Below are 25,865 nucleotides of genomic sequence, written 5' to 3'. Positions count from 1 at the left end.
GCTTCCTCAGTTTCAGGTATTTCAATCACATGATCTGCGATGTCACGCACAGTAACATCTCCTTCCGTTACAATGGCAATAATTTTTGCCTTTCTTGACTTTATCTCCTGAATATTACTGACTACCTTTTCATAATGTCCTTTATTCGTCGCGATAACGATTACCGGCATTCTATCATCAATTAATGCAATAGGACCGTGCTTCATCTCAGCAGCCGGATATCCCTCCGCATGGATATATGATATCTCCTTGAGCTTTAAGGCTCCTTCGAGAGCTACCGGGAAATTAAACCCTCTACCCAAATACAAACAATTTGTTGAGAGTAAGTATTCTTTGGCGATTTGCTTCACCTGCTCATCAATACCTAACAACCTTTCTACCTTGCTGGGTATTAATTCTAATTCCTGTAAATGCATTCTGTAATCGGCACTTGACATGGTTCCTTTGGCTCTGGCCAATCTTAATCCCATTAACAAAAGTACCGTGATCTGAGTCGTAAACGCTTTTGTGGATGCCACACCAATTTCCGGTCCTGCATGTGTATAAGCACCAGAATCATTTTCTCTGGCAATAGAAGATCCAACCACATTGCAAATTCCAAATACAAAAGCACCTTTAGATCTCGCCAGTTTAATAGCTGCCAGGGTATCTGCCGTCTCTCCGGATTGTGAAATAGCGATTACGATATCTCTTTCCGTAATAACAGGGTTTCTATACCTGAATTCAGAGGCATATTCTACTTCCACGGGTATCCTTGAAAACTCCTCAAAAATATATTCACCCACCAGACCTGCATGCCATGAAGTACCACAGGCTACAATAATAATCCTGTCTGCATTCAAAAACTTCTTCATATTATTCTCCAGACCTGAAAGCTTTATAATACCTTCATTGACCAACATTCGGCCTCTAAAAGTATCAATAATGGCTCTTGGTTGTTCATGAATTTCCTTCAGCATAAAATGCTCATAACCACCCTTTTCAATCTGCTCCAGGTTCATCTGCAATTCCTGAATATTCGTATCGATCAAGGAATCATCCTTGATCTTTCTTACCTTAACATCGCGCCCTTTTTTGATAATCGCCATTTCTTCGTCTTCCAGATAAATAGCCTCTTTGGTATATTCAATAAAAGGTGATGCGTCAGAAGCAATAAAAAATTCTTCAAAATCCTTGCCAATTCCTATAGCTATCGGACTCCCTAATTTAGCCACGACAATTTCGTCTGGCTTGGCTTTGTCAAAAACAGCAATGGCATAGGCCCCGATCACTTGATTTAAAGCAATTTGAACCGCTTTCCCAAGTTTTACATTCTCCTGAGTTTTAATCTCTTCAATCAGGTTAATTAAGACCTCGGTATCTGTATCACTATGAAACTGATATCCACGACTCATCAATTCCTGCTTGATCGTGTCATAATTTTCAATTATTCCGTTATGAACAATTACCAAATTTCCTGATTGAGATGTATGGGGATGTGAATTTATGTCATTTGGCACACCATGAGTTGCCCAACGTGTATGGCCAATCCCAATAATACCTTCTTCTGAAATTTCACTTTGTACTTTATCTTCTAAACTCGAAACTTTTCCTTTGGTCTTGGCCAAATTTATTTGATTTCCATCAAACAACATTACACCGGCACTGTCATAGCCCCGATACTCTAACCTTTTCAAACCATTCATGATAATAGGATAGGCGTCACGATAGCCTATATAACCTGTAATTCCGCACATTTTATTTGAGTCTTAAAATATTAAACAAAACGAAAATCCTAACAACTTAGTATAGAGGTTGAGAATTCCTCCTTATTGTCAGGACTTAAATTTTCACGAATTTAAACAATTAATCTGAATAAAATATTTCCAATTTTATCCTTTTATTGTTATCGGCGGGTCTATTTCCGTGTAATACTACACCTTTTGGGATATAATTCCATTGCTGAACTATCGTATCAAGTACTCCGGTATTCAGTCCATCGGTTTCCACGTCATTTTTAAGCGCAAGCCTGGAAAGTGCGACGGGTTCTTCTCCTTTGATCATATTGGTCATATAATCCGTGATGCGAAACTTATAATAGTCAGGGTTCCCTTCTTCGTCGTACTCCAGTTCTCCTCCAAAAATAACTGGACCGAATCTGAAGTTATACAAATCACTGATCATAGAATTAAAATCGTATTTGTAGAGATACATTTTATTGGGCACCTCATCCTGGACGCCATCAACATAAAACATTAGGTTTGCTTCATTGATCAGCAGATTCTGTGACCTTAAAAATGCCAGAGTTTCTTCATCAAACAATTCAATGATCACTTCAGAACCGGCAGCACCCTGTACATACAAGTTGATTTCTCCCCTCTCTGTATCAGGATTCATCAAAACCTCTTCGGCCTTTGAACCTGCATAGGATCGTTCATAATAACCAGTTCTAACACCTCCAAATGGGTATATCTGCGCTTGTTTGGTCTTTACATAAACATCTGTCTCCCCTTCAATGCCATTGTTATTCAAATCTTCATCTTCACCTTCGTTTCTTAATTCCTCATTGGTATAATAAATCGTCATGGTCGCATTGGAAGCAGGCACATTGATTAGAGATCCATCAAAACCTTCAGCATCCACATACAGTCCTCTAAAATACTGTACAAAAGCAGCATTGTCTTCAAAATCGAAAAAGTTATCATGATCAACAAATCGATCTTTAAAAAATTGCTTGTCCAAATCAAACTTCATGGAAGGTGCAGAAGTTGGTGCTATGATAGTATCGATGTCATCTACAGTGTTCGGATCATCATCCAAATACCTTCTTTCTACGTATAAAACAGTATCATTTCTATTTGGCTTAAAAGCATCTTCATGCAACAAGTCATTTTTCACATACTCCTTGTCTGAAAAATATTGAATGGCCTGAGTCGGATCATTCGGATCCAGTGAATTTAAGAAAGTTCCTAATTCAAAAACTGAAACCTTAAACTCTAAATCCTGATTTCCATAAACAGAATCAAGAATAAAATTCGGTACCTGAATCGTATCTCCATCTTCATCTTCAATTGGCAAGCCCGAAATCGGGTCTACCGCATCCTGATCTCCATCTCTGGTCGAAAAATAAGGGATGTTTAAGACCACGCGATCAATAATGGCATTTTGTCCAAAATCTGCACCAAAAGTGGGTAAATAAACCTGAGATACCATGTCGCTTTTAAGGCTTCCAAAGGTACCATTGGTATTTACACCCAAAAGTGAAAGTGGTATACGTTCTAAGTCATTGTTATCTACTCTGGAAGAATCGACATTCCTGTGGTAAGCGATTACTTCCAAAATGGTATCTCCTACGTTAAAAGGCCTTTGACCGGTAAGGTCAACGCCAATATCTTCGAGATCCTTTTCACATGATACTATTCCTAATAAAAATATGATTCCTACACCAATATTTCTAAAAATGGCAAATTTTTTAGACGACATAAATTAATCTTGAATGTTAAAGCTATACTTATAAAACTTTATTGAGATAAAAGTCGGAATACGCTTCGGTAAATCCTTCTATCGGTTGGTAGTCGAGTACAGGGATATCAAGGTCATTGATAACTTTTGAAAGGTCTTCATTTAATTCTTCACTTCCTTTGATCACAGCATCAGAATTTTCAATAGCAACTTTTACAAAATCATCACCACTTCCGTTTGAAAATGATCCAAGCTTATCTTCAGATATCTGATCAAATTTAATTTTATCAATAAGACCTTTTCCATCTAAAACTCCCGAATTATCATAGTTAAATGCAGATGTTACAATCTTACTTTCAGCAAATAGCGGGTCGTTTTTGTAATATTCTCTTAAATATAGGGGCAATAATGACGCCATCCATCCATGAATATGAATAATATCAGGAGCCCAGTTTAATTTTTTCACTGTTTCAACCACACCCTTTGCAAAAAATATTGCTCTCTCGTCATTATCAGAAAAAAGCTTTCCTTCTTTATCCGTAAAAACTGCTTTTCTTCTAAAATATTCTTCGTTATCAATAAAATAGACCTGCATTCTTTCTTTTGGAAGCGAAGCGACCTTAATAATCAATGGCATATCCATATCATTGATAATCAAGTTCATACCAGATAGTCTAATCACCTCATGCAGCTGATGTCTCCTCTCATTAATCACTCCAAATCTCGGCATAAACATCCTAATCTGAGCTCCTTGATGGTGCATCTCTTTTGGAACTTCGAAGGCCATTTTGGACACTTCATTTTCAGGTAAATAGGGGGTTAATTCAGACGAAATATAAAGGATTCTCTTATCTTTCATTTATCATTCTATTTTGGATCGGTGCAAAATTACGAAATAATATGCGAAATTCGAATTAAAATCTTAAGTTTGAAGCTCCAATTAACAATATTTAACAGCAAAATGGAGGTTTTCAAAACCATAAAATCTCTTCAGCAAAAATTATCCCTCAAAGGTGAGAAAATAACTTTAGGTTTAGTTCCCACCATGGGAGCACTTCACCATGGGCATCTTTCTATTGTTAAACGTGCCAAAAAAGAAAACGATATAGTCGTTGTCAGTATTTTTGTCAACCCCACCCAATTCGATAAAAAAGAAGATTTAACAAATTATCCAAGAACCATTGAAGACGATCTGGAAGCACTGCAAGCTTTGGGATGTGACTATGTTTTTACACCGACAATTGATGAAATTTACGAGGGTGACACAAGATCTGAAAAGTTTAGTTTTCAAGGGCTGGATGAGGTAATGGAAGGCTTGCATCGGCAAGATCATTTTGATGGTGTAGCCACCATTGTGAAAAAGTTATTTTTAATCACTGGGGCAGACAAGGCCTATTTTGGTGAAAAGGACTACCAGCAATTATTGATCATAAAAAAGATGGTTGTCATAGAGTCTATTCCAATAACGATCGTTCCCGTTGAGATTTACAGAGAAAAAAATGGCTTGGCCATGAGCTCGAGAAATACCCGACTCAATGACGATCAACGACATGCAGCACCGGAAATTTATCAAACCTTGTTGAAAAGCAAGAAACTTTTTGAAAATTCCAATCTTGCCAGAGTTAAAAGTTTTGTTAAAAATGAATTTATTCAAAACAAAGAATTAGAACTGGAATATTTTGAAGTAGCTGATGCAGAGTCACTTATCCCGGCAACTGAAATAATACCTAAAAAAAAATACCGTGGGTTTATTGCGGTTTATGCCGGAGAAGTCAGATTAATAGACAATATAGCTTTAAATTGAGTAACTTTGCACGGTTAAAATTTTAAGCAAAAAATGAATATTGAAGTTGTAAAATCAAAAATACATCGTGTAAAAATTACAGGATCTGATTTGAACTATATTGGTAGCATCACCATTGATGAAGATTTGATGGATGCTTCTAATATTATTGAAGGAGAAAAAGTTCATATTGTTAACATTAATAATGGTGAAAGGTTTATAACGTATGCCATAAAAGGGAAGCGAAAAAGTGGTGAAATAATTTTGAACGGACCTGCTGCAAGAAAAGTGGCAAAAGGTGATATCATCATTATTATTGCCTATGCCATGCTTGAATTTGAAGAAGCAAAAGTGTTCAAGCCCTCAATTGTTTTCCCAAATGAAAAGGATAATTCATTGACATAATTTTTTGAAATTCAGTTCTAAAAAGATCATTTTTACCATACTCCCGATTGCCTTGGGTGTGTTTCTTATTTGGTATTCTCTTTCGAAACTGAAACCTGCAGATATTGAAGCTATTAAGACTTCATTCAAAACCGCTAATTACTGGTGGGTTGTTCTCTCGTTATTTTTAGGGATACTCAGTCATTTATCAAGAGCCTATCGATGGCAGTTCATGTTGGATCCTCTAGGATACAAACCTAAGTTTGCCAATAATGTGATGGCAGTTCTTGTAGCCTATCTGGTGAATCTGATTGTACCTCGGGCTGGCGAGATTGCCAGGGCCACCACCGTCGCAAAATATGAACACATTCCTTTTGAAAAAGCCTTTGGCACCATAGTATCGGAGCGTGTGGCAGATGCTATCATGCTTTTGAGTATCATTGCGCTGGCTTTTGTTTATCAAACGGAACTCCTTTCAGACTATCTTTTTAGCAAAGAAGATACTGGAACAAGCTATACTTGGTATATTCTGGGCGTATTGGCAATTTTTGGACTGGGTTTTGCCTGGTTCTTGAGAAAATCAAAAAACCCTTTAGTACTAAAAATTCGAACATTTATCCAAGGACTCATTCAAGGTGTTGTGAGCATTTTTAAAATGAAAAAGAAGTGGGCCTTTATATTTCACACAGTCTTTATTTGGGTCATGTATGTTTTGATGTTTTATGCGGTGACCTTCGCCTTGCCAGAAACAACCCATTTGGCATTTGGTGCAATCATTGTGGGTTTTGTTGTTGGTGGAATAAGTATGGCTTTGACCAATGGTGGACTTGGCACCTACCCTATCTTTGTTGCGAGCGCGCTAACTTTATACGGAATTGACGAAAATCCTGCCCTCGCTTTTGGCTGGATTATGTGGACGGCTCAAACAGTGATGGTATTGTTTTTTGGAGGACTGTCGTTTTTAATTCTTCCAATTTACAACAAAGAAGAAGACTAACTTCTTTAAAAAAAAAATGAGCTCATTAACAAGATGCAAAAATTTTATAGCAACGGTAAATTACTAATAAGCGGAGAATACCTGATTCTTGATGGCGCTATGGGTTTAGCACTACCCACCCTTCAAGGTCAAGATTTGTTTGTAGAAAAAGTAGGTCAGGATCACGTCTTATCCTGGAAGAGTTTGAATGAAGATAACAGCGTCTGGTTTGAAGCCAGTTTTAATTTACCCAAATTAGAAATTATTAAAAGCAAGGGGGAGGAAAAAGTAGCGACTACCCTTGTCAAAATTCTAAGGAAAGCCAAAGCATCAAATCCAGATTTTTTAGGTCAGGCACATGGAATAAAGGTCACTACAAAATTACATTTCCCCAGAAATTGGGGGTTGGGAAGCTCATCTACCTTAATTAATAATATTGCTCAATGGGCAGAAGTTGATGCTTTTAAACTGCTATTCGAAAGCTTCGGAGGAAGTGGTTATGATATTGCCTGCGCTCAAAATAATCAGAGTATCTTATACCAGTTAAAACAAGGAATTCCCTTTATAGAAAAGGTCGTATTTGACCCTCCCTTTAAAAATCATCTCTACTTTGTTCATTTGAACAAAAAGCAGGTAAGCAGCGAAAGTATAAAAAGTTACAAAACGAGGCATCTGGACCTAAATACCGTGCAAAGAATTTCGAAATTGACACAGCGTATTCTTTTGGCGCATACGCTGACAGATTTCAATCATGCTGTAAAAGAGCATGAAGATTTGATTTCAACCGTATTAAATCAAATGACGATTCAGGAAAAATATTTTTCAGATTACAAAGGTCAAACAAAAAGTTTGGGCGCCTGGGGAGGAGATTTTATTCTTGCTGCCGGTGATGAATCGAGTATGGAATACTTTAAGAAAAAAGGCTTTGGTACGGTGCTGCCTTATGCTTCAATGATCAAAGAACATGAATAAATCGAAGGAAGTAATTATCATTGGAGGCGGAGCTGCAGGATTTTTCGCAGCGATCAATATGGCAGAAGCAAACCCCGAACTAAAGGTTACCATCTTAGAGAAGAGTGGGAAAGTATTACAAAAAGTTAAGGTTTCCGGCGGTGGAAGGTGCAATGTTACCCATGCCTGCTTCGACCCTAAGGAGCTTGTTGAGTACTATCCCAGAGGTCATAAAGAATTACTGGGGCCCTTTCATAGGTTTATGACTGGAGATACCATTGAATGGTTTGAACAAAAAGGAATTCAATTGAAAATTGAAGAAGACATGAGAATGTTTCCTGAATCAAACTCATCTCAGACCATCATTGATTGCTTTGTTGACAGTGCCGAAAAAGCCGGTGTAACCGTACTTTTGAACCAAAATGTTCAGCAAATCACTGCTTTGGAAGAGGGTTTTAGCATTGAAACAAAAACAAAGCGTTTTAGGTCTGATATCTTACTAATTGCTTCTGGTGGTACTACCAGAATTTGGGAGATGATAAAGGGTTTAGGGCATACAATTGTAACGCCGGTCCCCTCTCTTTTTACGTTTAATATTAAAGATCCTTTGCTCGATGAAATTCCAGGTATTTCGGTGCCTGATGCACAAATTAGCATTGAACATGGACGCTTTGAAAGCACTGGCCCTTTATTAATTACTCACTGGGGTCTAAGCGGACCTGGCATTCTTAAACTGTCTTCGCTAGCGGCAATTGAACTGGCAAAATTAAACTATCATTTCAGCGTAGAAGTTAATTGGTTAAATCTACCCCAAGAAGAAATTTTGGAGTCATTGAAAAAGCAAAAATCAAAAAACCCTAAAAAAAATGTACTTCTTAAGTCTTGTTTTGAACAAATTTCAAAACGTCTCTGGGCTAAAATGGTCTTGTCATCGAATATAAAAGAAACGCAAAACTGGTCTGACATTTCGAATAAACAACTCGAAGCTTTGTGTGAGCAACTCAGCAAAAGCAGATTCAAATCTCATGGTAAAACCACCTTTAAAGAAGAATTTGTAACAGCCGGCGGTGTGGATCTAAAAGAAATTAATTTTAAGCGCTTTGAAAGTCGGATTCATAGTGGTCTGTTTTTCGCTGGTGAAGTGCTCAATATTGATGGCTTAACTGGAGGCTTCAATTTTCAAAATGCCTGGACCGGAGCTTATATGGCAGCCAGCGCCATAGCCGATCAATAAATCAAGCGTTTTTCTTATATTTATGGAAAAACCATATGACACTCCCCAAACCTTTCCGCCTTTTTATTAGTCTTTTAATCCTCACTTCTTCGGTGTATGCTCAAGAAAATGCCTTGGCCAGGATCAATGCAGAAGGCTTTCAAAAATCACAAGTATATGAGCTCATTGAGGAACTATCAGACACTTACAGTCCTCGCCTAACCGGCACTCATCAATACTATAAAGCCGCGGAATGGACCAAAGGAAAACTTGAAAGCTGGGGTGTTGACAAGGTTGAATTGGAACCCTACTGCGATGACTGCATGGGCTGGGATTTGAAATCTTTTAACGTTGAAGTGACCCAACCTTCATATATAAAAATAGAGGCCTATCCTTATGCCTGGACAGAGGATTCAAAAGGTATACAGCAAGCCGAAATTATTTTGATAGAAAACTCAAATAATCTTGAAGAAGTCAAAAAAAAATGGTCTGGAAAATTAAAAGGAAAAACAGTTCTTATTGGGAATAATAATATCAAACTAAAGGGAGCTTCATCAGGAAATCATAAACTGCTTGAACCATTGAGCGAAAGATATACTGAAGATAGGTTGACAGAGGCGGAAGGTTCAATAGTGCCTATTCCTGAAGACCCTTTGGGATATGTGGCAGGCGATCTTACCTTGCCTCAAATGATGGACTTTTTCGAAAATTTCCTCAAACAAGAAAGGCCCTTTTTTGAATTTTTGAATCAGGAAGGTGCCCTTGCTGCCTTTGGGACAAAAGATTTACATCCAGGAATTTTGCATCCTAGCGGCACCTACAACCTCAAAAGTTCTGATACACAGAATATTCCTTATTTCGCCATTGCTGTCGATGATTATGGAAGACTTAGCCGACTCCTTAAAAAAGGGGTTCAACCCTCCATAAAGTTTGAACTAGATTCAGAACTCTATTTAGAACCAAAAAACAACGTAAACATCATTGGAGAAATTACAGGATCTGACCCTAAACTAAAGAATGAAATTGTCATGATTGGCGCTCATTTTGATACTTGGCATGCTTCTTCCGGAGCCACAGATAATGGAGCTGGAACGGCAGTGATGATGGAAGTTATGAGAATTCTAAAGCATTCAGGTGTAAAACCGAAAAGGACGATTAGAATCGGTCTATGGGGAGGAGAAGAACAAGGATATATAGGCTCCCTTGCTTACGCGCAAAATCATCTAGGCGGGGTCAATGATGAGAAACTCAAAAAGGAATCGGAACTGATTTCTGCCTACTTGAATATGGACAATGGTGCAGGAATGATGAAGGGAGTTTTCTTACAAGGTAACGAAGCAATACGGCCTATTTTTGAAGCTTATCTTACCCCTTATGCTCATCTTGATGTGAATCATTTAACCATTGAAAACACTAATTTTACAGACCACGATGTTTTTAACCATTATAATATCCCGGCTTTTCAGATTATTCAAGATCCGCTAAACTACAATTCTGTTACTCATCATACGAATATGGATGTACTTGAATATGTTCCGGAAAAGGACTTGATGGTCAATGCTACCGTTTTAGCCGGTCTTGTATATCAAATTGCACAACGGCCAGAATTATTGCCTAGAAAACAATAAGGTTGAGGCTTTTCTGATAAGGTCGAATTAAAAATATTTCTTTTTTAACCAAAAGGAAACCTTCACCAACAAAATAAGGGCTGGCACCTCTACCAATGGACCAATTACACCTGCAAAGGCCTGTCCTGAGTTTAATCCGAAAACTGCTATCGCAACAGCAATAGCCAATTCAAAATTATTTCCTGCTGCTGTAAATGCCACAGCTGCCGTTTGATCGTATTTGGCTCCAACACTTTTGGTGACGAAAAAACCAATGATGAACATCAGACTAAAATAAATAAGTAAGGGTATGGCGATAATTACTACATCCATGGGAATTTCTACGATCAATTCTCCCTTGAGCGAGAACATGATCACAATCGTAAACAACAAAGCTATTAAGGTCAACGGTGAAATGGTTGGAATAAACTTTTCATCGTACCATTTTTCACCTTTTAATTTTACCAAAATGACCCGACTTAATATCCCTGCCAAAAATGGGATCCCCAAATAAATAGCAACACTTTCTGCAATGGTTCCAATGGAAATATCAACAATAGCACCTTCAAATCCAAAATAAGGAGGCAGTACGGTAATAAAGATCCAGGCATAAAAACTATAGGCAAAAACCTGAAAAATACTATTCAATGCCACTAAGCCTGCTCCATATTCGCTGCTACCATCTGCTAAGTCATTCCAAACCAACACCATAGCGATACAACGTGCAAGACCGATCAATATCAGGCCCACCATATATTCTGGATAATCCCTGAGAAAAGTAATTGCCAGAAAAAACATTAATACCGGTCCGATGATCCAATTTAACAACAAAGAAATGGAAAGAATCTTCGTGTTTTTAAATACTTTAGGAAGCAATGAATATTTGACTTTTGCCAAAGGAGGATACATCATTAAGATCAATCCGATTGCTATGGGTATATTAGTTGTACCAGAACTGAAGGAATTCACAAAGTCAGGAAAAGTTGGCACATAGTATCCAAGAGCCACTCCGATTGCCATTGCTACAAAAATCCACAGGGTCAGATTTCTGTCTAAAAAGCTTAATTTTTTTGATGCCATTAGGATTGGATTTTAGAGAAAACGTAGAACATTTCAGTGGCAATTTGCAAACTTCTTTCAGCGTACTTAGCAGCCTGTATGGGCGTATTATCAAATGCCTTTGGATCATCAAAAGTGATGGGTATTCTTGCCGCCGCACCTGGAACAAAAGGACATCCTTCATCTGCCTGCGAGCAGGTCATTACAGCTGCAAAATTTGAACTGGGATTAAAATCATCATCGAGTTTTTTAGAAAATCCAATAACAGGGTGTTGATCATCTGAATATTTAATGCTATAAACAGGGTTCTCTCCAGTTGATAAATTTATAATCTCGAATCCTGTACTTTTCAAAGTTTCGGCTACCATTGGGAACAGAGCTGTAGCCTCCGTTCCACCGGAATAACAGTACACATTCTTCACATTAAAATAGTGACTTAAGGCTTGTGCCCATACTTGAGATAAATGACTTCTCCTTGAATTATGCGTACATATAAAATTGATATTGATCGTTTCTTCTGAACTTAACTTTTCCGAAACATAATCGATTAGTTTTTGAAGCGTTTGCTTTCTCTCAACTGATATATCTTCCGTATTGAGCTTTGAAACGAACTTATCCAGTTCTGTAAATAATGCCATAATTATGATTAAATGGTTAACAACATCCACTCTTATGGTCACAGGAAGACGCTTCCTGCAATTCTGAAAGTGTACGATTTGGTTTTTGTTGATTGCTTTGAGGCTTTTCACCATAAACGGTTATACTAAAAATTCCTATCCCTGATTTGTTGAAATTCTTGATTTCACTTTTAGATAAGTATTTGTCAAGGATATCATCAGGAATAGTGATCGCCTTTTCTTTTTGCAATCTTAAATTTTGAAACCCCTGTTCCTCCAATAGATTTAGATAATCTGATTTTTGAATTGCTCCGGCTACACATCCTGCGTACATTTCGGCATCCTGTTTAAGCGCTTGCGGCAGATTTCCTACCAATACGATATCTGCGATACTGAAATGTCCTCCTGGCTTGAGAACCCTAAATATCTCACCTATTACCTTTGGTTTATCGGGAACCAGATTGAGTACACAATTACTGACGATAACATCGGCCACATCATTATTCACCGGCATATTATCGATATCTCCTTCTCTGAATTCAACGTTGTTAAAACCTATTTTTTCAACATTGATCCGTGCTTTTTGAATCATTTCAGGTGTAAAGTCTATACCGATCACCTTTCCTTCGGCCCCTGTTTCATGTCTGGCCACAAAACAATCGTTACCTGCGCCAGATCCAAGATCGATCACCGTATCACCGGTACTTATTTTAGCAAACTTTGTAGGAAGACCACAGCCAAGACCCAAGTCTGCCTGTTCATTATACCCGTCAGTTTCGGTATAATCATCCATCATAATATTATAAATCTTGTTAGAGGAAACTGTTGCTCCACAACAGGAAGATGCGTTCTCAGCTTTACCTTGATCTGCAATTTTCGCGTATCGATCTCTGACGATCCCTTTTAGTTCTGTTTCTTTTTTCATACTAACTATATTTGTTAACAGCAGTTGGTTTCGTGAAGATCCGAATTTAAAAATGCTGACATTAATTCTTTCATTTTGGTCCATTTCTCAGGATCTATACAATAGCAAACACTTGTTCCTTCAATACTTCCCTTGATCAGACCTATGTGTTTCAGCTCCTTTAAGTGCTGTGATATCGTGGCCTGAGCTAGTCCAATTTCATCCACCAGATCACCGCAAACACAAGCATTAATCTTAAAAAGATGCTGTAAAATCGCTACTCGAGCAGGACTTGCAAAGGCCTTAGCAAGCAATGAAATTTCATTTTGTTGATCTGTAAAGATGTCGGTTTTCGCTACTCCCATATCTTAATCGTTTAATTGCAATATTACGATGAATGTCTGTATTCGTCAAGGAAAATTTATGCCAATTATCAAATTTTAAAATACCCCTAATTAAAAATATCTAGGGGTATTTTATAAACTCTAAAAGCCTTTATCATCCTAGATCTGTAGGCTCTTTTATCTTGGCCCAGCGAATGCTCAATTAGGCACAACAAGTTGCCTCCTCTTTTTGTGCTGCGCCGGCACCTTCCGGGATCCCGCATGCATCATTTGCCTTGCATCGCGTTGCTTCGGCAAAAAGCGACACGAGCACTCTACTCTCTTGCAATGTAATATGTTCTACAGGCATGACTGAAGTCGCAAAACTATCATTGCCATATTCCATTTTTAATTCGGTATCGACTTTGACGGGTTTAATACCATCCACTCGTTTGATAATCGACAATATCTTATCAGTAGTCATATACGTTCTTTTGCCCAATTCACTAGGGCTTTCCCAAAGTTGGAAATGCGTTTCTTCCCAGAAATTGGTCTTTCCTCCGCAATCTGTAGTATCAAACTGTACGTTTTTCACTTCCGTCAGGTGGTAATTAGCACCAACCAATTTATCTTGTGCATACGAGAATACTAATTCTTTATTCTTATTTTGTTCTAATACTTTCATAAATTCATTTACTTTCATAATCTTTAATTTACTTGTTATCAAAAGGGTATCGATCCAAATAGAACTTTCATTTTTTTATACCCCAGTTTTTTTACTTCTTTTTTCCATTAGGACATTATCTTTCCATTCCCCGTCCAGTTGACCAATTCGTTCTCTAAAACCTATTTTTCTAAAACCCAGATTCTCATGCAATTTTATACTGGCCAGATTCTCCGGAAAAATGCCAGATTGCAGGGACCAATATCCTTGCACTTCACTTTGATCAATTAGGTTTTTCAATAATATGGCGCCTACTTTCTTGCCTCTAAGGTTGGTAGCCACATAAACGCTCACTTCCGCTACACCACCATAAACACAGCGAGATGAAACTGGTGACAAGGCAGCCCAGCCAACCACCGAACCATCTATCTTAGCAACTATTCTGCAAGACTCAAGATGGTTTTTATCCCATTCCTCCCAGCGTGGAACGCTTTTTTCAAAAGTCGCTACATCCGTTTCGATGCCTTGCCTGTAGATCTCAGAAACTTCCAACCAGTCTTCAGGTTTCATTTGTTGAATTTCAATCATTTCTACTATTTTTTAGCAACAGCTCATACTTGTGAAATCTTCTTTGAACAAGATTTGAAAAAGTCCCTGGGCCTTTTTCCAATTCGCATCGTTGATGCAATATTTCACCTTGGGAGGGTTTACTTCACCATCTATCAGACCTGCTTCCTTTAGCTCCTTCAGATGTTGAGAGATTGTTGACTGTGCTAAAGGCAACACATCTAACAGATCTCCGGTAAAACAACAACTCTGATTACTAAGGTGTTTTAAAATAATGATACGTGCAGGATGTCCTAAGGCTTTGGCAAATTTTGACAAAACCATGGTGTCTTCTGTATATTCGAATTCTTTGGCTGATCTTTTCATCTCCTTTGTTAATTGTTCATCGCAAATGTACGATGAATATTATTATAAAAAAAATCTTCTTGAAAATTTATGGAGCGACTTCACCTCGATGAGGGTGCAATGCATCTCTAAATACAATCATATTCACCTCTCTTACAGTAATATAGGCCATACAATACATGTCATTTACAGCTTGAATATCTGTCTCATAAAAAAACAAATCCTCCTTATTGGAGAATTCTTCCAAGTGAACGACATGATGTTTTGCTATTTCTAACGCTTCCGGACCTCTAAAATCCCAGATCAATTTAATTTTTCTGTCCAACGTGATAATTTTGAACAAAGATATTCATTCTGTAAACAAAATGAATATCCTTTAATTGTAAATAAATTTTGAATTAGTCCTTTTTAATCCAGGTCAGAACGATAATTCCAAGCCTTCCTACCAAAAAGGTAAACATCCCAAAAACGGGTGCTAGAAAAGCCACCTTCAAGCCAGCTGCCAACATGGCGGGGGATACTTCACCAATCGATTCAATAGCATCAAAAGCACCAATCAAACCAATAATTTGGCCTAAAAAACCCCATACAATGGCAAACAGAGATATTGAGCTAATCAAACTCATGGTTTTTTCAACCGATCCTTTCTGTAAAAATGCTTTTACAATTAAAATGATAACAAGAATTAGAATTAGAAATAAAGGATACATAAAGAATGGACCTCCTTCGTTCAATCGGTCAAATAACATAGTGTTTGATTTAAGATTTATACCTGCAAATGTAATTGAAAGGTTCAAATAAAAAATTTATATGCGACGGACCGACTAATTTCCACCTGATTTGACCAAAATAAGAGGTATTATGCAAAATCTATGCGTAAAGTGGTAGAATCACCGGCTAAAAATGCAATTCGCCTGAATAAAAGTATCATTTCAAATAAATTATGCAACTTGCAGCCATGGATATTGTAAAATATGTCAACTCTAAATTCATTCCGATTCACCTGTTATTCTGGGTAGGAGTTTGGTTCTTCTATGTCTATTTTTTTAACTACAATTCTACCGATGCAAATTTTGTCACCTGGTTTTCTGCCTTTCTATTGCCAGTAACCATGGTTACAACATACTTTGTTGTTTATTTTTTGATCCCAAAATACTTATTGGTCAAAAAGTATTTTTTATTTACACTTTACAGTATTTATACCCTGATTATCTCCACCTGGCTTATTCTAATGACCATTTTTGCAAGCCTGCTTTTCCTGTCTAACCTGAACATCGATCGAATGCCACCCATGAGTCGAAATTATATTTTTGTTCTCATTTTGGTCTATTTAGTAGTATTGTTGGTGAGTTTTGTAAATCTTTTAAGTCATAACTTCCAAATTGAATCAAAAAATAAAGAGCTTCAAAACAAAATTTTAGAAACTCAATTACAAATTAAAGATCAGGAATTGCAATACCTGAAGAAGCAAATTCATCCTCACTTCTTATTTAATACCCTGAATACTATTTATGGTTTTGCCTTAAAGCAATCTAAAAACACCCCCGAAATCATCCTAAAACTTTCGAACCTATTGGATTATATCTTATACCAGGTCAATAAACCAAAAGTTAGTTTAAAAGAAGAAATTCTTCATATAGAAGAATATATAGATTTAGAAAGGATCCGGTTTCAAGACAGTCTTGACATCAGTTTCTCTTCTGATATCAGGAACGAAGAGAAACTAATACCGCCTATGTTGTTCATCCCTTTTGTGGAGAATGCTTTTAAACATGGAAACCTGATTGATGGTTCTTTACAGATAATTATCGACATCAAACTCAATAAGGATAGCTTGAATTTTTCCATAAAAAATACGGTTAAATCAGATTCAGATCAGGAAACGAGTCCGGGTATAGGTCTGGAGAATATTAGAAAAAGGTTGGATCTGATATTTTCAGATCAATACGAGTTACAGGTTATTCCGAAAACAGATTGGTATCAGGTTGAATTAACTATCAATAACATTTAAATTGTAGAAAATGGGGAAGACCATTCATTGTATTATCGTTGATGATGAGCCCATGGCTCGGGAAATTTTAGAAAACCATCTGAAAAGGATTGATTCGGTGGAAATTATCGGCTTGTGCAAGAATGCCATAGAAGCTTTCAACCTTCTAAATACCCATGAAGTTGATCTTATTTTTCTCGACATCAATATGCCTGAAATTTCCGGCTTATCCTTTGCAAAATCAATCAATAAGAACATAAAGGTCATTTTTACAACGGCCTATCGTGAATATGCTATTGATGGCTTTGATCTCAAGGCTGTAGACTATCTTCTAAAACCAATTTCATTCGAACGGTTGGTTCAGTCTATTGAAAAATTCAAAAACGAAAGTATCGAATTCAGACCTGAGGACACCTCGGATATTGCCAACGAAAAAACAGATTTTTTCTTTGTACGGTCCAATCGTAAAATGATGAAGATCAATTATGCCGATCTTCAATACATAGAGAGCCTGGCGGATTATGTGAAATTGTTTGTCAATAATACATCCATCGTGACCCGGGAAACCATTACAAGTATCGAAGCGAAATTACCTGCCAAAGAATTTCTGCGTGTACACCGATCTTTTATTGTATCGATTGATAAAATTGATTCTTACACCCAGGAATTCATTGAAATCCAAAACAAGGCCATACCGATTAGTAGAAGTTATAAAAACGATGTCAGGCAGAGATTAGATAATGTATAACTAAAAAATTATCTTTGTCAAAATTTCAGAAATCTTGATCGAAAAAAATTTTATATTTCATATGCCCGTGAGTAAAAAAGCACTTTCAGGAAGTGTGGCATGGAGAAGTCCCAGCAATATTGCGCTTATAAAATATTGGGGGAAAACAGATCCTCAGATTCCTAAAAATGCTTCTATCAGTTTCACCTTATCGAATTGTCACAGCAATACAAGACTTGATTTTTCACCTAAAGCCACTCCCTCGGATCAATATGATTTTCAGGTTTTTTTAGATGGTAAAAAAGCGCCTGATTTTGAGCCGAAAATAGCGGCATTTTTCAAGAGGGTTGACACCTATCTTCCTTTTCTAAAAACATATTCTTTTGATATAAAAACAGAGAATTCCTTTCCTCATAGCAGTGGGATCGCGTCGAGTGCCAGTGGCATGAGTGCATTATCACTTTGTTTGATGAGCCTTCAAAAGTTAATAGATCCATCTATTTCTGAAGAGGATTTCTTTAAAAAAGCATCCTTTCTGGCCCGTCTGGGATCGGGAAGTGCTGCTCGAAGTTTGACCGGCCCGTTGGTGGTTTGGGGGGAGCATCCAGACATACATGGAAGCAGTGATCTTTATGGAACAGCTTTTACAAATCTTGTGCATGCTAATTTTCGAGATTATCAGGATACGATACTACTGGTAGACAAAGGAGTTAAACAGGTCTCATCTACTATTGGTCATAAATTAATGCTTGGGCACCCGTTTGCAAAGGCTCGATTTGAACAGGCACAAAATAATCTGTCTCGTATGGTTGAGATTCTCAAAAGTGGGAATCTTGAGGATTTTATAGATGTGGTGGAAAAAGAAGCCTTGTCATTACATGCAATGATGATGACCTCTGACCCCTATTTTGTTTTAATGAAACCAAACACACTTGAAATTATAGAAAAAATCTGGGCATTTAGAAGATCTTCAGGATCTCATATCTGTTTTACCCTGGATGCAGGAGCCAATGTACACGTTCTATATCCCTTAAAAGATAAAGATTTGGTAGAAGCCTTTATCGCAAGTGATCTTGCTCCATTTTGTGAGAACAATCAGTTTATCCAGGATCAGGTGGGTATGGGCGCCTCACAATTATAATGTTCTGGACGAACTGAATAATTTCGAATTAAAGGCACGTTTTTTAGGATTCAGACGTTTATATGACAAGCAGTTAAGTAACTAAAGCATTTTTCTCTTATATTTGTAACGAATTTTTAAATGGACGCAATGAACGGCCCCCTTTTTTACGCTAAAATCCTTTTGTTTGGAGAATATGGCATTATAAAAGACTCAAAAGGTCTGGCGATCCCTTATAATTCTTACCAAGGTGCTTTGATAATTTCTGAGGATAGTTCAGAAAAAGCCAAAGACTCAAATCAAAAATTACGTGAATTTTACAGGTATCTGGCAGATCTAAAGGATCCTAATATTCGCTTACGTCTTGACGAATTAAAAGTTGATATAGACAATAACATGCATTTTAACTCCAGCATACCTCAGGGCTATGGGGTAGGAAGTTCTGGAGCACTGGTCGCTGCGATTTATGACAAATATGCGGATGATAAAATAACCGTTTTAGAAAACCTTACCAGAGATAAATTACTGAAACTGAAATCCATTTTTTCAAAAATGGAATCCTTTTTCCATGGGAAAAGTTCAGGCCTAGATCCTTTGAACTCTTATTTGAGTCTGCCGATTCTTATCAAGTCCAAAGACAATTTAGAAGCTACAGGTATTCCTTCTCAGAAGGAGGGAAAAGGTGCTGTTTTCTTGTTGGATTCTGAAATGATCGGAGAAACACAACCTATGGTGAACATCTTTATGAATAAGATGAAGAATGAAGGTTTTAGAAAAATGATCGATCGTGACTTTGCAAGGTATACGGACAATTGTATTGATGATTTTTTACATGGCAATGTGAAGTCTCTGTTTGGAAATGTGAAAAAATTGTCAAAGGTGGTTTTAAAACACTTTAAACCTATGATCCCTGATTCCTTCCATCAACTATGGGAAAATGGTATCGAAACAAACGATTATTATTTAAAACTTTGCGGATCAGGAGGCGGTGGCTATATTTTAGGTTTTACGGAAGACTATCAGAAAACCAAAAAATTACTCGAAGATTATAAATTAGAATTAGTTTATAGATTTTAACCATTTAATACCATGGTTGATTCTGATACAGGGCAGTTAAAAAAACCAAAGCCCAAAAAACAATACTCACTTTTCTTTAAATTTTTAAGCCTTTTATCAGTGGTTAGGGGCTATAACATTGCTATTATTGTTCTGGCACAGTACCTGGCTGCCATCTTTATTTTTTCTCCGGAAAAATCGTTGAAGGATGTGGTCTTGAACCTCGATTTATATTTTTTGGTGCTTGCAACTATCTGTGTGATTGCTTCAGGATATATCATCAATAACTTTTATGACAGCAAAAAAGATTTGATAAACAAACCCATCAAATCGAAAATAGATAGCATCGTAAGTCAGAAAATAAAACTGCGTATCTATTTTTTACTAAATTTTATTGGGGTTTGTTTCGGGTTTTTGGTTTCCTGGCGTGCGGCCTTGTTTTTTTCTATTTATATCTTTTTGATCTGGTTGTATTCCCATAAACTCAAAAAGTATCCTCTTACAGGTTTATTCTCAGCCTCCATCCTATCCATTCTGCCCTTTTTTGCGATTTTTATTTATTACAAGAATTTTTCAGAGATAATATTTACGCATGCAGCCTTTTTGTTTTTTGTCCTGATGATCAGAGAATTGCTCAAGGACCTTGAAAATATAAAGGGAGACATTGTTCAAAATTATCAAACTATACCCGTAAAGTATGGCGAGCATTTTACAAAGCTGCTGATCACGGTACTTATTTTTCTAACGATGAACCCTGTTTATTTTTTATGGGAATATCCTGAAATCGGGTTGATGAAGTATTATTTTTATTTTGTTGGAATTGTCTTTATACTCTTTCTCATTTTCCTCTGGAAAGCTAAAACAAAAAAAGACTATGTGATTTTACACAATACCATAAAACTGATCATTTTGATCGGTGTTTTAAGCCTGATGCTGATAGATACTTCAGTTATCATCAAACGAATACTGAAGGTCTAGGAATATCTTCAATTACCACTGCTTTAAGATTTTATCAAAATAACTCCCATTCAAAATAAATCCAAGGGATAAGAATCCCAAAAAAACGAAAAGCAATCGGAGTAAACTTCTCCACCAGGAAAACGTGGCTGTATTAGATTTTTCTATGTTAACTTTCTTCATAACTAACGTTATTTAGTTCATTTTCTATAAGATACGCATTTTTCTTGGATGTTATTGACGCATAATCGACAACTTATTGAAATGAATTCGTATTTTTGCAAAAAATTTATCAATGACCGCAAAAAACAACTCGTCGAGAGGACGACAGGAGCGAGGATCAGGCAACAAGTCTAAAGGAAGCAAATCAAATGGAACTTCCGGATCTTTTAAGGGAAAATCAAAGGATAAAAACTTCAGACCACATCCCGAAAAAATCAAATCATTTAAAAAAGGACCAGCAAAACCAGCAAAAAAAGCCGAATCGGATGAGATTCGATTGAACAAATACATTGCAAATTCAGGTGTTTGTTCTCGAAGAGAGGCGGATACCTATATAAGTGCCGGAAGTGCTACCGTCAATGGTAAAATTATTACTGAGATGGGTTATAAAGTAAAACCTACTGATGAAGTAAGGTTTGATGATGTGCTGATCTCACCGGAAGCAAAGCGTTATGTTCTTTTAAACAAACCTAAGAATTATATCACTACCATGAATGATGAAAGAAACAGAAAAACTGTTATGGAATTGATCCATCGTTCAACAAAGGAAAGGATATACCCGGTAGGCAGACTCGATAGAGAAACGACCGGTTTATTATTATTTACCAATGATGGTGAAATGGCGAAGAAGCTGACCCACCCTAAGCACAATGTAAAAAAGCTTTATCATGTGACTTTAGACCGAAAACTATCGATGGTGGATCTGCATAAGATTGCTGAGAACTTTGTACTGGATGGTAAAATGGTATTTGTAGATAAAGTCTCTTATATAGAAAACAAGCCGAAATTTGAAGTAGGGATTGAAATTCATTCCGGACGAAACCGAATTGTTCGAAGAATATTCGAACATTTTGGATATAAAGTGGTCAAACTGGATCGTGTTATATTTGCCGGACTGACTAAGAAAAATCTTGGTCGAGGAGTTTGGAGACATCTCACAGAACAGGAAGTGAATAATCTGAAAATGATCTGATATCCATTAAAAAAAAGACTGCTTATCAGCAGTCTTTTTTTTGAATTATTGAACAATGAGTCTTCTTGAGCTACTTCCTAACTCAGAACTAATTTTGAGCAAATAGATGGAGGGTTCTAAAAATGACACATCATATTCTTTATCAGGATAAAAATCACCTGAAATAGAGCTTACCAACCTACCTGTTAGATCGTAAATGTCTACTTTCTGAACATTCTTATTGATTCTAAACGTGTTTTGAGCTGGATTTGGATAAATATTCAATCCACTTAAAGGATCATATTCCTGCACCGGTAATGCCACCTGGTTACTGCCATAGACCTTAAATTCTCCTGGTTGCAATGAAATCAATTGATTCACATTAGACACATTGAGTTCAACATTATCATTTAACAAATCATACCAAACACCCGTTTCCTGAAAATCAGGATCTATACTCTGAGTGGTAACACCAAAATTTCCGATTACATTCACATATTTCAAACTTGCGCCATTGATCTCATTGGTCAATTGGATTTTTTTCAAACCTGTCGTTGCATTCGCATCCACAGTAAAATTCTTTGTTGTAAAAATATCTTCCTGTTTTCTAAGTTTGATCAAATCGGCCCAAACATCATAAACAGCTTTCCGCTCCGGATCGTCAAAATAATCCCATCGAATCGGTTTGTTGGAAACCCTGCAATCGTTATTGATCGTTCCATTTGGGCAATAGTTAATACTGTAATCATAGCCCAGCTCTCCAAATTGCCAAATCATTCTTGGTCCTGGTACCGTAAAATAAAATGCTCCCGCTATCTTTTCACGTTCCAAGGCTGTAGAAAGATCCTTCACATTGTAGCTTCCACTTGAATTTCCGAATTCAAGATTTTTATACATCAATCGTTCTTCGTCATGACTTTCCATATACGCGACGTTGGCCGGAACATCCCAACCTCTGTTTTTATAATCTATCCATGAAAAATCTGACTTACCGCTTTCGTGGAATCCCATGGTGCTTTCGTTATATGGATCTGTTAGTTTACTCCACATCATGATTCCTTTTCCTTCATCCAGCCTGTATTCAACCCATTGAGTCTCTTCAGTATTTGTTCCTAAATGTTCAAAAATGACATAAAAATCATCATTTACGGCCCATTGATAATCTGCGTATTCTTTTAAAACAGCTACCCTATCAGCCTGCAATGCATTGGTACATGACTCGCTTCCTGTACAGTTCTGAGTAAATCCTTTGGTTAAATCCCATCTGAAGCCATCAATTCTGTATTCATCGATCCAATACTGAGTGGTTCTTTTTACATAATCTTTTGTGGCTTGCTTGCTATGGTTAAAGTCATTAAAAACACTGTACGAATGCGTCGCAACCTGGTTGAAAAAAGGGCTGTCAGCACTAGCTTGTCCTCCATAACCGCCTTGTGAATTATTCCAGAGTCTGTAGTAAGGGTGCTGACCTGTGGCATGGTTGTAAACCACATCTAAAATCACCGCCATATTTCGTTTATGACATTCATCGATCAGCTGTTTAAAAGCATCTGCAGTCCCGTAATATTTGTCTAATGCCATATGAAATGAAGGATTATATCCCCATGACTCATTGCCATCAAATTCACTTACCGGCATCAGTTCAATCGCATTGATTCCCAAGGTCTCTAAATAGTCCAACCTCGCTTTAATGGCATCAAAGCTATGCAATGCATCAAAATCTCTTGGCAATAATTCATAAATCACCAAATTGGTCTTTTCCGGAAGGTTGTAATTATTATTTTTCCAGTCAAAATCCTCATCTCCTGTTCGCAACAATGAAACTGCATGAGATGTGCTCCCTGTTGGATAAGCAGGTAAATTAGGATAGGTTACATCATCAATAAATTGATCGTTATATTCATCTAATATAGTGGTAGAATACGGATCTGCCACTCGGATTTTTCCATCGACAAAATATTGAAACGTATGATCAAATTTAGGTGTTAAGCCACTTAATTCAATCCAGAATCTATCTTTAGAACTATCTTTTTTTAATACATAAGCAGCATCCTTCTGCCAATTATTGAAATCCCCAATAACATATACAAATTCCTTCAGTGGCGCATATAAAACCAGAGTGGCTTTTGTATTGTCATCAGGATCCAGGTTGATCCCATCAAGCATACCTGCCGGAACTGGCGCTTCAGTAACGGGAGGAACTTCAATGGTCCCAACTAAAACTACATTGTCCTGAGATTTTTTATCTCCTTCTCCATTTTTTGCCTTTACCAAAAAACCGATGCTTTCAAGTCCGGTTCTGTCGTAAAAATCTTTTGGAATAAATGAAATCGAATAGGTCCCATCTCCATTATTCGTCATTTTCTGAAGTTCATTAGAACTTGACCAGGTCCCGTTATTGGGCGCATCTTCTTGTACTCCGTTAGCAGATGACCAAGCCCAGAGATAAACATCTGTAACTCCCCAAACTGCCGGATTAAAATCTGATGCTGTGATGGTAATTAGCTCATCTTCTTCAAAGGTCTCTGGACTAACATCAAAAGTCACCTCTAATTGCTGAGCCAACATAGAATTAGAAATCAATACAATAAAAAGTAAAAGTTTTCTCATATGAACTGTTTTTAAATGGAAAAAAAGGGCTGTTTAAAAACAGCCCTTTTTAGTACTAACAATCAATTTATTTCTTCGTCATAGTATAAGTAGGAACGCTAGGATTACTAAAGTCAAGCATGATATCATAAACACCTGCCACCGAAGGAATGTTATCTCCTCCTTCTTCTAAAATCCCATCTAATCCAGTATCTCCATAGTTAACACCCCAATCATTATTCACACGGAATTTGATTTCGCCATCAACCAAGGTCACATTATTCGCATAGTAAATACCTTCATTACAGTAATCTGGTGTGAAAGGGAAATCTGGTGTTGCTCCCCAATCATTATATCCAGAACCAACTACCCCGTAAATATCTGTTTTTTCAATAGTATACGTAGAGGCGTTAAAGTCGACGATTATCTGATAATACCCTAAAGTAACCGGAATGTTTCCTCCACCTGCTTGTAAATTTCCATCAGCACCATCCGAACCATAATTCACGGCCCAATCGTTATTCTGACGAATCTTCCATTCACCATCATTTAATTTAACAACCGCTTTCCAGGTATCTGAACAAGAATCATAATCCAATGGGAAATCAGGTCCGTCCCAACCGTTTGGCGTAGCACTTCCAACCAATCCCCAGCTGAAAGCTTCGATTGTGTATGTCAAATTTTCCTCATCAAATAAGATCTTGTACGAGCCGGCAGTTACTGGAATATTTCCACCACCTTCTTGCAAAGTACCATCGTTAGCATCTGATCCATAATTGACAGCCCAGTCATTATCTTTTCTGATTTTCCATTCTCCGTCAATCATCGTAATATAGGCCACATAAACACCCGCTGCATCCGTCTTATAGAAAGGCGTATCAGGTCCGTCACCCCATCCATTTGGAGTTGCACTACCAACAACACCCCAAGGAGTTGTCAAGTCAAGTACACCAGAATAAGCTGTTGCTGTAAGGCTGGAAGCTTCCGAAGCTTTTCTGTACTGCTTGGACATAATAATGTCAACTTTTACCTGCAATTGAGTTGCAGTTCCAGGCTCAGCACCAAGATTTAATAATACCTTGTTTAAATCTTCTGTATTAAAAGATTTCTCAAGCGCAGATCCTGCTGAAACTGTTTCAGGATTTGAAAAATCACCTGAAGCAAGATCGAACATCACATTATACTCTGCTGCGGCATTATACCCGAAATCCGGTTGACTCCAAGTCACAGTAAGTGCATTCTGGCCCTCATTGGATTCTTCAAGAATGATGTCGTTATTGTCAAGGCTTACAGTGGTGTTGAAATCTTCATTGATTACAACAATGTCCTCCTTTTCACAACCCACTATCAACACAGCGAAGGTCAGTAAAAACAATATTTTATTCATATATTTTTTCATGATATATCTATATTTTAAA

27 protein-coding genes are annotated in these 25,865 nt (G+C 37.2%); 12 read left to right on the top strand and 15 right to left on the bottom strand.

Annotation, left to right across the window (positions count from 1 at the left end; all coding sequences use genetic code 11):
* The 3 genes from glmS to ACR2MV_RS09695 all read right to left on the bottom strand — a co-directional run.
* The coding region (glmS, locus tag ACR2MV_RS09705; RefSeq protein ID WP_434021716.1) for a glutamine--fructose-6-phosphate transaminase (isomerizing) at positions 1-1,736 on the bottom strand (1,736 nt) is incomplete at its 3' end.
* Positions 1,737-1,845: 109 nt separating this feature from the next.
* Positions 1,846-3,462, bottom strand: coding sequence for a DUF4270 domain-containing protein (locus ACR2MV_RS09700; RefSeq protein WP_434021715.1), 1,617 nt, complete (start codon positions 3,460-3,462; stop codon positions 1,846-1,848).
* A gap of 28 nt (positions 3,463-3,490) precedes the next feature.
* Complete coding sequence (locus ACR2MV_RS09695) at positions 3,491-4,300, bottom strand: glycogen/starch synthase (RefSeq protein WP_434021714.1); 810 nt, start codon at positions 4,298-4,300, stop codon at positions 3,491-3,493.
* A 69-nt stretch (positions 4,301-4,369) separates the two neighbouring features.
* On the opposite strand from ACR2MV_RS09695, the gene panC reads away from it, so the two are divergent.
* From panC to ACR2MV_RS09665, 6 genes are read left to right on the top strand one after another with little or no spacing between them, the layout of a single operon-like run.
* Positions 4,370-5,245, top strand: coding sequence for a pantoate--beta-alanine ligase (gene panC, locus ACR2MV_RS09690; RefSeq protein WP_434021713.1), 876 nt, complete (start codon positions 4,370-4,372; stop codon positions 5,243-5,245).
* 33 nt (positions 5,246-5,278) lie between these two features.
* A complete protein-coding gene (gene panD / locus ACR2MV_RS09685) occupies positions 5,279-5,629 on the top strand; it encodes an aspartate 1-decarboxylase (protein WP_434021712.1) in 351 nt (116 codons plus the stop codon).
* A 4-nt stretch (positions 5,630-5,633) separates the two neighbouring features.
* Complete coding sequence (locus tag ACR2MV_RS09680; protein WP_434021711.1) at positions 5,634-6,605, top strand: lysylphosphatidylglycerol synthase transmembrane domain-containing protein; 972 nt, start codon at positions 5,634-5,636, stop codon at positions 6,603-6,605.
* A 33-nt stretch (positions 6,606-6,638) separates the two neighbouring features.
* A complete protein-coding gene (locus ACR2MV_RS09675; RefSeq protein ID WP_434021710.1) occupies positions 6,639-7,556 on the top strand; it encodes a GYDIA family GHMP kinase in 918 nt (305 codons plus the stop codon).
* Positions 7,549-8,769 (top strand): NAD(P)/FAD-dependent oxidoreductase, encoded by a 1,221-nt coding sequence (locus tag ACR2MV_RS09670; RefSeq protein ID WP_434021709.1) that lies wholly within the window; start codon positions 7,549-7,551, stop codon positions 8,767-8,769. Before ACR2MV_RS09675 ends, ACR2MV_RS09670 begins: the two co-directional genes overlap by 8 nt.
* 35 nt (positions 8,770-8,804) lie before the next feature.
* The gene (locus ACR2MV_RS09665; protein ID WP_434021708.1) at positions 8,805-10,376 is read left to right on the top strand and encodes a M20/M25/M40 family metallo-hydrolase; all 1,572 of its coding nucleotides are present in this window, start codon (positions 8,805-8,807) and stop codon (positions 10,374-10,376) included.
* 27 nt (positions 10,377-10,403) lie between these two features.
* Here the strand turns inward: ACR2MV_RS09665 and arsB are convergent, their stop codons facing one another.
* From arsB to ACR2MV_RS09620, 9 genes are all read right to left on the bottom strand, one after another.
* Positions 10,404-11,435, bottom strand: coding sequence for an ACR3 family arsenite efflux transporter (gene arsB, locus ACR2MV_RS09660; protein ID WP_434021707.1), 1,032 nt, complete (start codon positions 11,433-11,435; stop codon positions 10,404-10,406).
* Positions 11,435-12,052, bottom strand: coding sequence for a low molecular weight phosphatase family protein (locus tag ACR2MV_RS09655; RefSeq protein WP_434021706.1), 618 nt, complete (start codon positions 12,050-12,052; stop codon positions 11,435-11,437). The genes arsB and ACR2MV_RS09655 overlap by 1 nt, the downstream gene beginning before the upstream one ends.
* A gap of 16 nt (positions 12,053-12,068) precedes the next feature.
* Positions 12,069-12,956, bottom strand: coding sequence for an arsenite methyltransferase (locus ACR2MV_RS09650; RefSeq protein WP_434021705.1), 888 nt, complete (start codon positions 12,954-12,956; stop codon positions 12,069-12,071).
* Between the two features lie 14 nt (positions 12,957-12,970).
* The gene (locus ACR2MV_RS09645) at positions 12,971-13,300 is read right to left on the bottom strand and encodes an ArsR/SmtB family transcription factor (protein WP_434021704.1); all 330 of its coding nucleotides are present in this window, start codon (positions 13,298-13,300) and stop codon (positions 12,971-12,973) included.
* Positions 13,301-13,481: 181 nt separating this feature from the next.
* Positions 13,482-13,961, bottom strand: coding sequence for a DUF6428 family protein (locus ACR2MV_RS09640; RefSeq protein ID WP_434021703.1), 480 nt, complete (start codon positions 13,959-13,961; stop codon positions 13,482-13,484).
* Between the two features lie 57 nt (positions 13,962-14,018).
* On the bottom strand, positions 14,019-14,510 hold the full coding sequence (locus tag ACR2MV_RS09635; protein WP_434021702.1) for an N-acetyltransferase family protein: 492 nt from the start codon (positions 14,508-14,510) through the stop codon (positions 14,019-14,021).
* Positions 14,511-14,522: 12 nt separating this feature from the next.
* Positions 14,523-14,855, bottom strand: coding sequence for an ArsR/SmtB family transcription factor (locus tag ACR2MV_RS09630; protein ID WP_434021701.1), 333 nt, complete (start codon positions 14,853-14,855; stop codon positions 14,523-14,525).
* 67 nt (positions 14,856-14,922) lie between these two features.
* Entirely contained in the window at positions 14,923-15,159 is a 237-nt protein-coding gene (locus ACR2MV_RS09625) for a hypothetical protein (protein ID WP_434021700.1), read from the bottom strand.
* A gap of 73 nt (positions 15,160-15,232) precedes the next feature.
* A complete protein-coding gene (locus ACR2MV_RS09620; protein WP_434021699.1) occupies positions 15,233-15,583 on the bottom strand; it encodes a MotA/TolQ/ExbB proton channel family protein in 351 nt (116 codons plus the stop codon).
* A 194-nt stretch (positions 15,584-15,777) separates the two neighbouring features.
* Here ACR2MV_RS09620 and ACR2MV_RS09615 point away from each other — a divergent pair, with 194 nt between their 5' ends.
* The 5 genes from ACR2MV_RS09615 to ACR2MV_RS09595 all read left to right on the top strand — a co-directional run bounded on the left by ACR2MV_RS09615 (position 15,778) and on the right by ACR2MV_RS09595 (position 20,705).
* Positions 15,778-16,845 carry a sensor histidine kinase gene (locus ACR2MV_RS09615; RefSeq protein WP_434021698.1) on the top strand — a complete coding sequence of 356 codons (1,068 nt, stop codon included), beginning with the start codon at positions 15,778-15,780 and terminating at the stop codon, positions 16,843-16,845.
* A 10-nt stretch (positions 16,846-16,855) separates the two neighbouring features.
* Positions 16,856-17,572, top strand: coding sequence for a LytR/AlgR family response regulator transcription factor (locus tag ACR2MV_RS09610; protein WP_434021697.1), 717 nt, complete (start codon positions 16,856-16,858; stop codon positions 17,570-17,572).
* 34 nt (positions 17,573-17,606) lie between these two features.
* Positions 17,607-18,692, top strand: coding sequence for a diphosphomevalonate/mevalonate 3,5-bisphosphate decarboxylase family protein (locus ACR2MV_RS09605; protein WP_434021696.1), 1,086 nt, complete (start codon positions 17,607-17,609; stop codon positions 18,690-18,692).
* Positions 18,693-18,821: 129 nt separating this feature from the next.
* Entirely contained in the window at positions 18,822-19,748 is a 927-nt protein-coding gene (locus ACR2MV_RS09600) for a mevalonate kinase family protein (RefSeq protein ID WP_434021695.1), read from the top strand.
* A 12-nt stretch (positions 19,749-19,760) separates the two neighbouring features.
* On the top strand, positions 19,761-20,705 hold the full coding sequence (locus ACR2MV_RS09595) for a geranylgeranylglycerol-phosphate geranylgeranyltransferase (protein WP_434021694.1): 945 nt from the start codon (positions 19,761-19,763) through the stop codon (positions 20,703-20,705).
* Between the two features lie 12 nt (positions 20,706-20,717).
* On the opposite strand, the gene ACR2MV_RS09590 is transcribed toward ACR2MV_RS09595, so the two are convergent.
* A complete protein-coding gene (locus tag ACR2MV_RS09590) occupies positions 20,718-20,867 on the bottom strand; it encodes a hypothetical protein (RefSeq protein ID WP_434021693.1) in 150 nt (49 codons plus the stop codon).
* 112 nt (positions 20,868-20,979) lie between these two features.
* Here ACR2MV_RS09590 and ACR2MV_RS09585 point away from each other — a divergent pair, with 112 nt between their 5' ends.
* A complete protein-coding gene (locus ACR2MV_RS09585; RefSeq protein WP_434021692.1) occupies positions 20,980-21,879 on the top strand; it encodes a pseudouridine synthase in 900 nt (299 codons plus the stop codon).
* A 45-nt stretch (positions 21,880-21,924) separates the two neighbouring features.
* On the opposite strand, the gene ACR2MV_RS09580 is transcribed toward ACR2MV_RS09585, so the two are convergent.
* Both ACR2MV_RS09580 and ACR2MV_RS09575 read right to left on the bottom strand, forming a co-directional pair.
* A complete protein-coding gene (locus tag ACR2MV_RS09580; RefSeq protein WP_434021691.1) occupies positions 21,925-24,468 on the bottom strand; it encodes an alpha-amylase family glycosyl hydrolase in 2,544 nt (847 codons plus the stop codon).
* Between the two features lie 67 nt (positions 24,469-24,535).
* Positions 24,536-25,846, bottom strand: a complete 1,311-nt coding sequence (locus tag ACR2MV_RS09575; RefSeq protein ID WP_434021690.1) for a SusE domain-containing protein — start codon at positions 25,844-25,846, stop codon at positions 24,536-24,538.
* Positions 25,847-25,865 lie beyond the last annotated feature (19 nt).

This window comes from Lutimonas sp., assembly GCF_051011215.1.
GTDB lineage: Bacteria > Bacteroidota > Bacteroidia > Flavobacteriales > Flavobacteriaceae > Lutimonas.
The sequence above is the reverse complement of the archived record's forward strand: the minus strand, read 5'-3'. Positions and strand labels throughout refer to the sequence as shown.

Coding starts and splice junctions, on each gene's coding strand:
- ACR2MV_RS09615 (WP_434021698.1), top strand. CDS start 15,778: ATGCAACTTGCAGCCATGGATATTGTAAAATATGTCAACTCTAAATTC.
- ACR2MV_RS09580 (WP_434021691.1), bottom strand. CDS start 24,468: ATGAGAAAACTTTTACTTTTTATTGTATTGATTTCTAATTCTATGTTG.
- ACR2MV_RS09665 (WP_434021708.1), top strand. CDS start 8,805: ATGACACTCCCCAAACCTTTCCGCCTTTTTATTAGTCTTTTAATCCTC.
- ACR2MV_RS09585 (WP_434021692.1), top strand. CDS start 20,980: ATGACCGCAAAAAACAACTCGTCGAGAGGACGACAGGAGCGAGGATCA.
- ACR2MV_RS09650 (WP_434021705.1), bottom strand. CDS start 12,956: ATGAAAAAAGAAACAGAACTAAAAGGGATCGTCAGAGATCGATACGCG.
- ACR2MV_RS09595 (WP_434021694.1), top strand. CDS start 19,761: ATGGTTGATTCTGATACAGGGCAGTTAAAAAAACCAAAGCCCAAAAAA.
- ACR2MV_RS09620 (WP_434021699.1), bottom strand. CDS start 15,583: ATGTTATTTGACCGATTGAACGAAGGAGGTCCATTCTTTATGTATCCT.
- ACR2MV_RS09645 (WP_434021704.1), bottom strand. CDS start 13,300: ATGGGAGTAGCGAAAACCGACATCTTTACAGATCAACAAAATGAAATT.
- panD (WP_434021712.1), top strand. CDS start 5,279: ATGAATATTGAAGTTGTAAAATCAAAAATACATCGTGTAAAAATTACA.
- ACR2MV_RS09700 (WP_434021715.1), bottom strand. CDS start 3,462: ATGTCGTCTAAAAAATTTGCCATTTTTAGAAATATTGGTGTAGGAATC.
- ACR2MV_RS09590 (WP_434021693.1), bottom strand. CDS start 20,867: ATGAAGAAAGTTAACATAGAAAAATCTAATACAGCCACGTTTTCCTGG.
- ACR2MV_RS09600 (WP_434021695.1), top strand. CDS start 18,822: ATGAACGGCCCCCTTTTTTACGCTAAAATCCTTTTGTTTGGAGAATAT.
- ACR2MV_RS09675 (WP_434021710.1), top strand. CDS start 6,639: ATGCAAAAATTTTATAGCAACGGTAAATTACTAATAAGCGGAGAATAC.
- ACR2MV_RS09640 (WP_434021703.1), bottom strand. CDS start 13,961: ATGAAAGTAAATGAATTTATGAAAGTATTAGAACAAAATAAGAATAAA.
- ACR2MV_RS09635 (WP_434021702.1), bottom strand. CDS start 14,510: ATGATTGAAATTCAACAAATGAAACCTGAAGACTGGTTGGAAGTTTCT.
- ACR2MV_RS09575 (WP_434021690.1), bottom strand. CDS start 25,846: ATGAAAAAATATATGAATAAAATATTGTTTTTACTGACCTTCGCTGTG.
- ACR2MV_RS09655 (WP_434021706.1), bottom strand. CDS start 12,052: ATGGCATTATTTACAGAACTGGATAAGTTCGTTTCAAAGCTCAATACG.
- ACR2MV_RS09630 (WP_434021701.1), bottom strand. CDS start 14,855: ATGAAAAGATCAGCCAAAGAATTCGAATATACAGAAGACACCATGGTT.
- ACR2MV_RS09670 (WP_434021709.1), top strand. CDS start 7,549: ATGAATAAATCGAAGGAAGTAATTATCATTGGAGGCGGAGCTGCAGGA.
- ACR2MV_RS09610 (WP_434021697.1), top strand. CDS start 16,856: ATGGGGAAGACCATTCATTGTATTATCGTTGATGATGAGCCCATGGCT.
- arsB (WP_434021707.1), bottom strand. CDS start 11,435: ATGGCATCAAAAAAATTAAGCTTTTTAGACAGAAATCTGACCCTGTGG.
- ACR2MV_RS09695 (WP_434021714.1), bottom strand. CDS start 4,300: ATGAAAGATAAGAGAATCCTTTATATTTCGTCTGAATTAACCCCCTAT.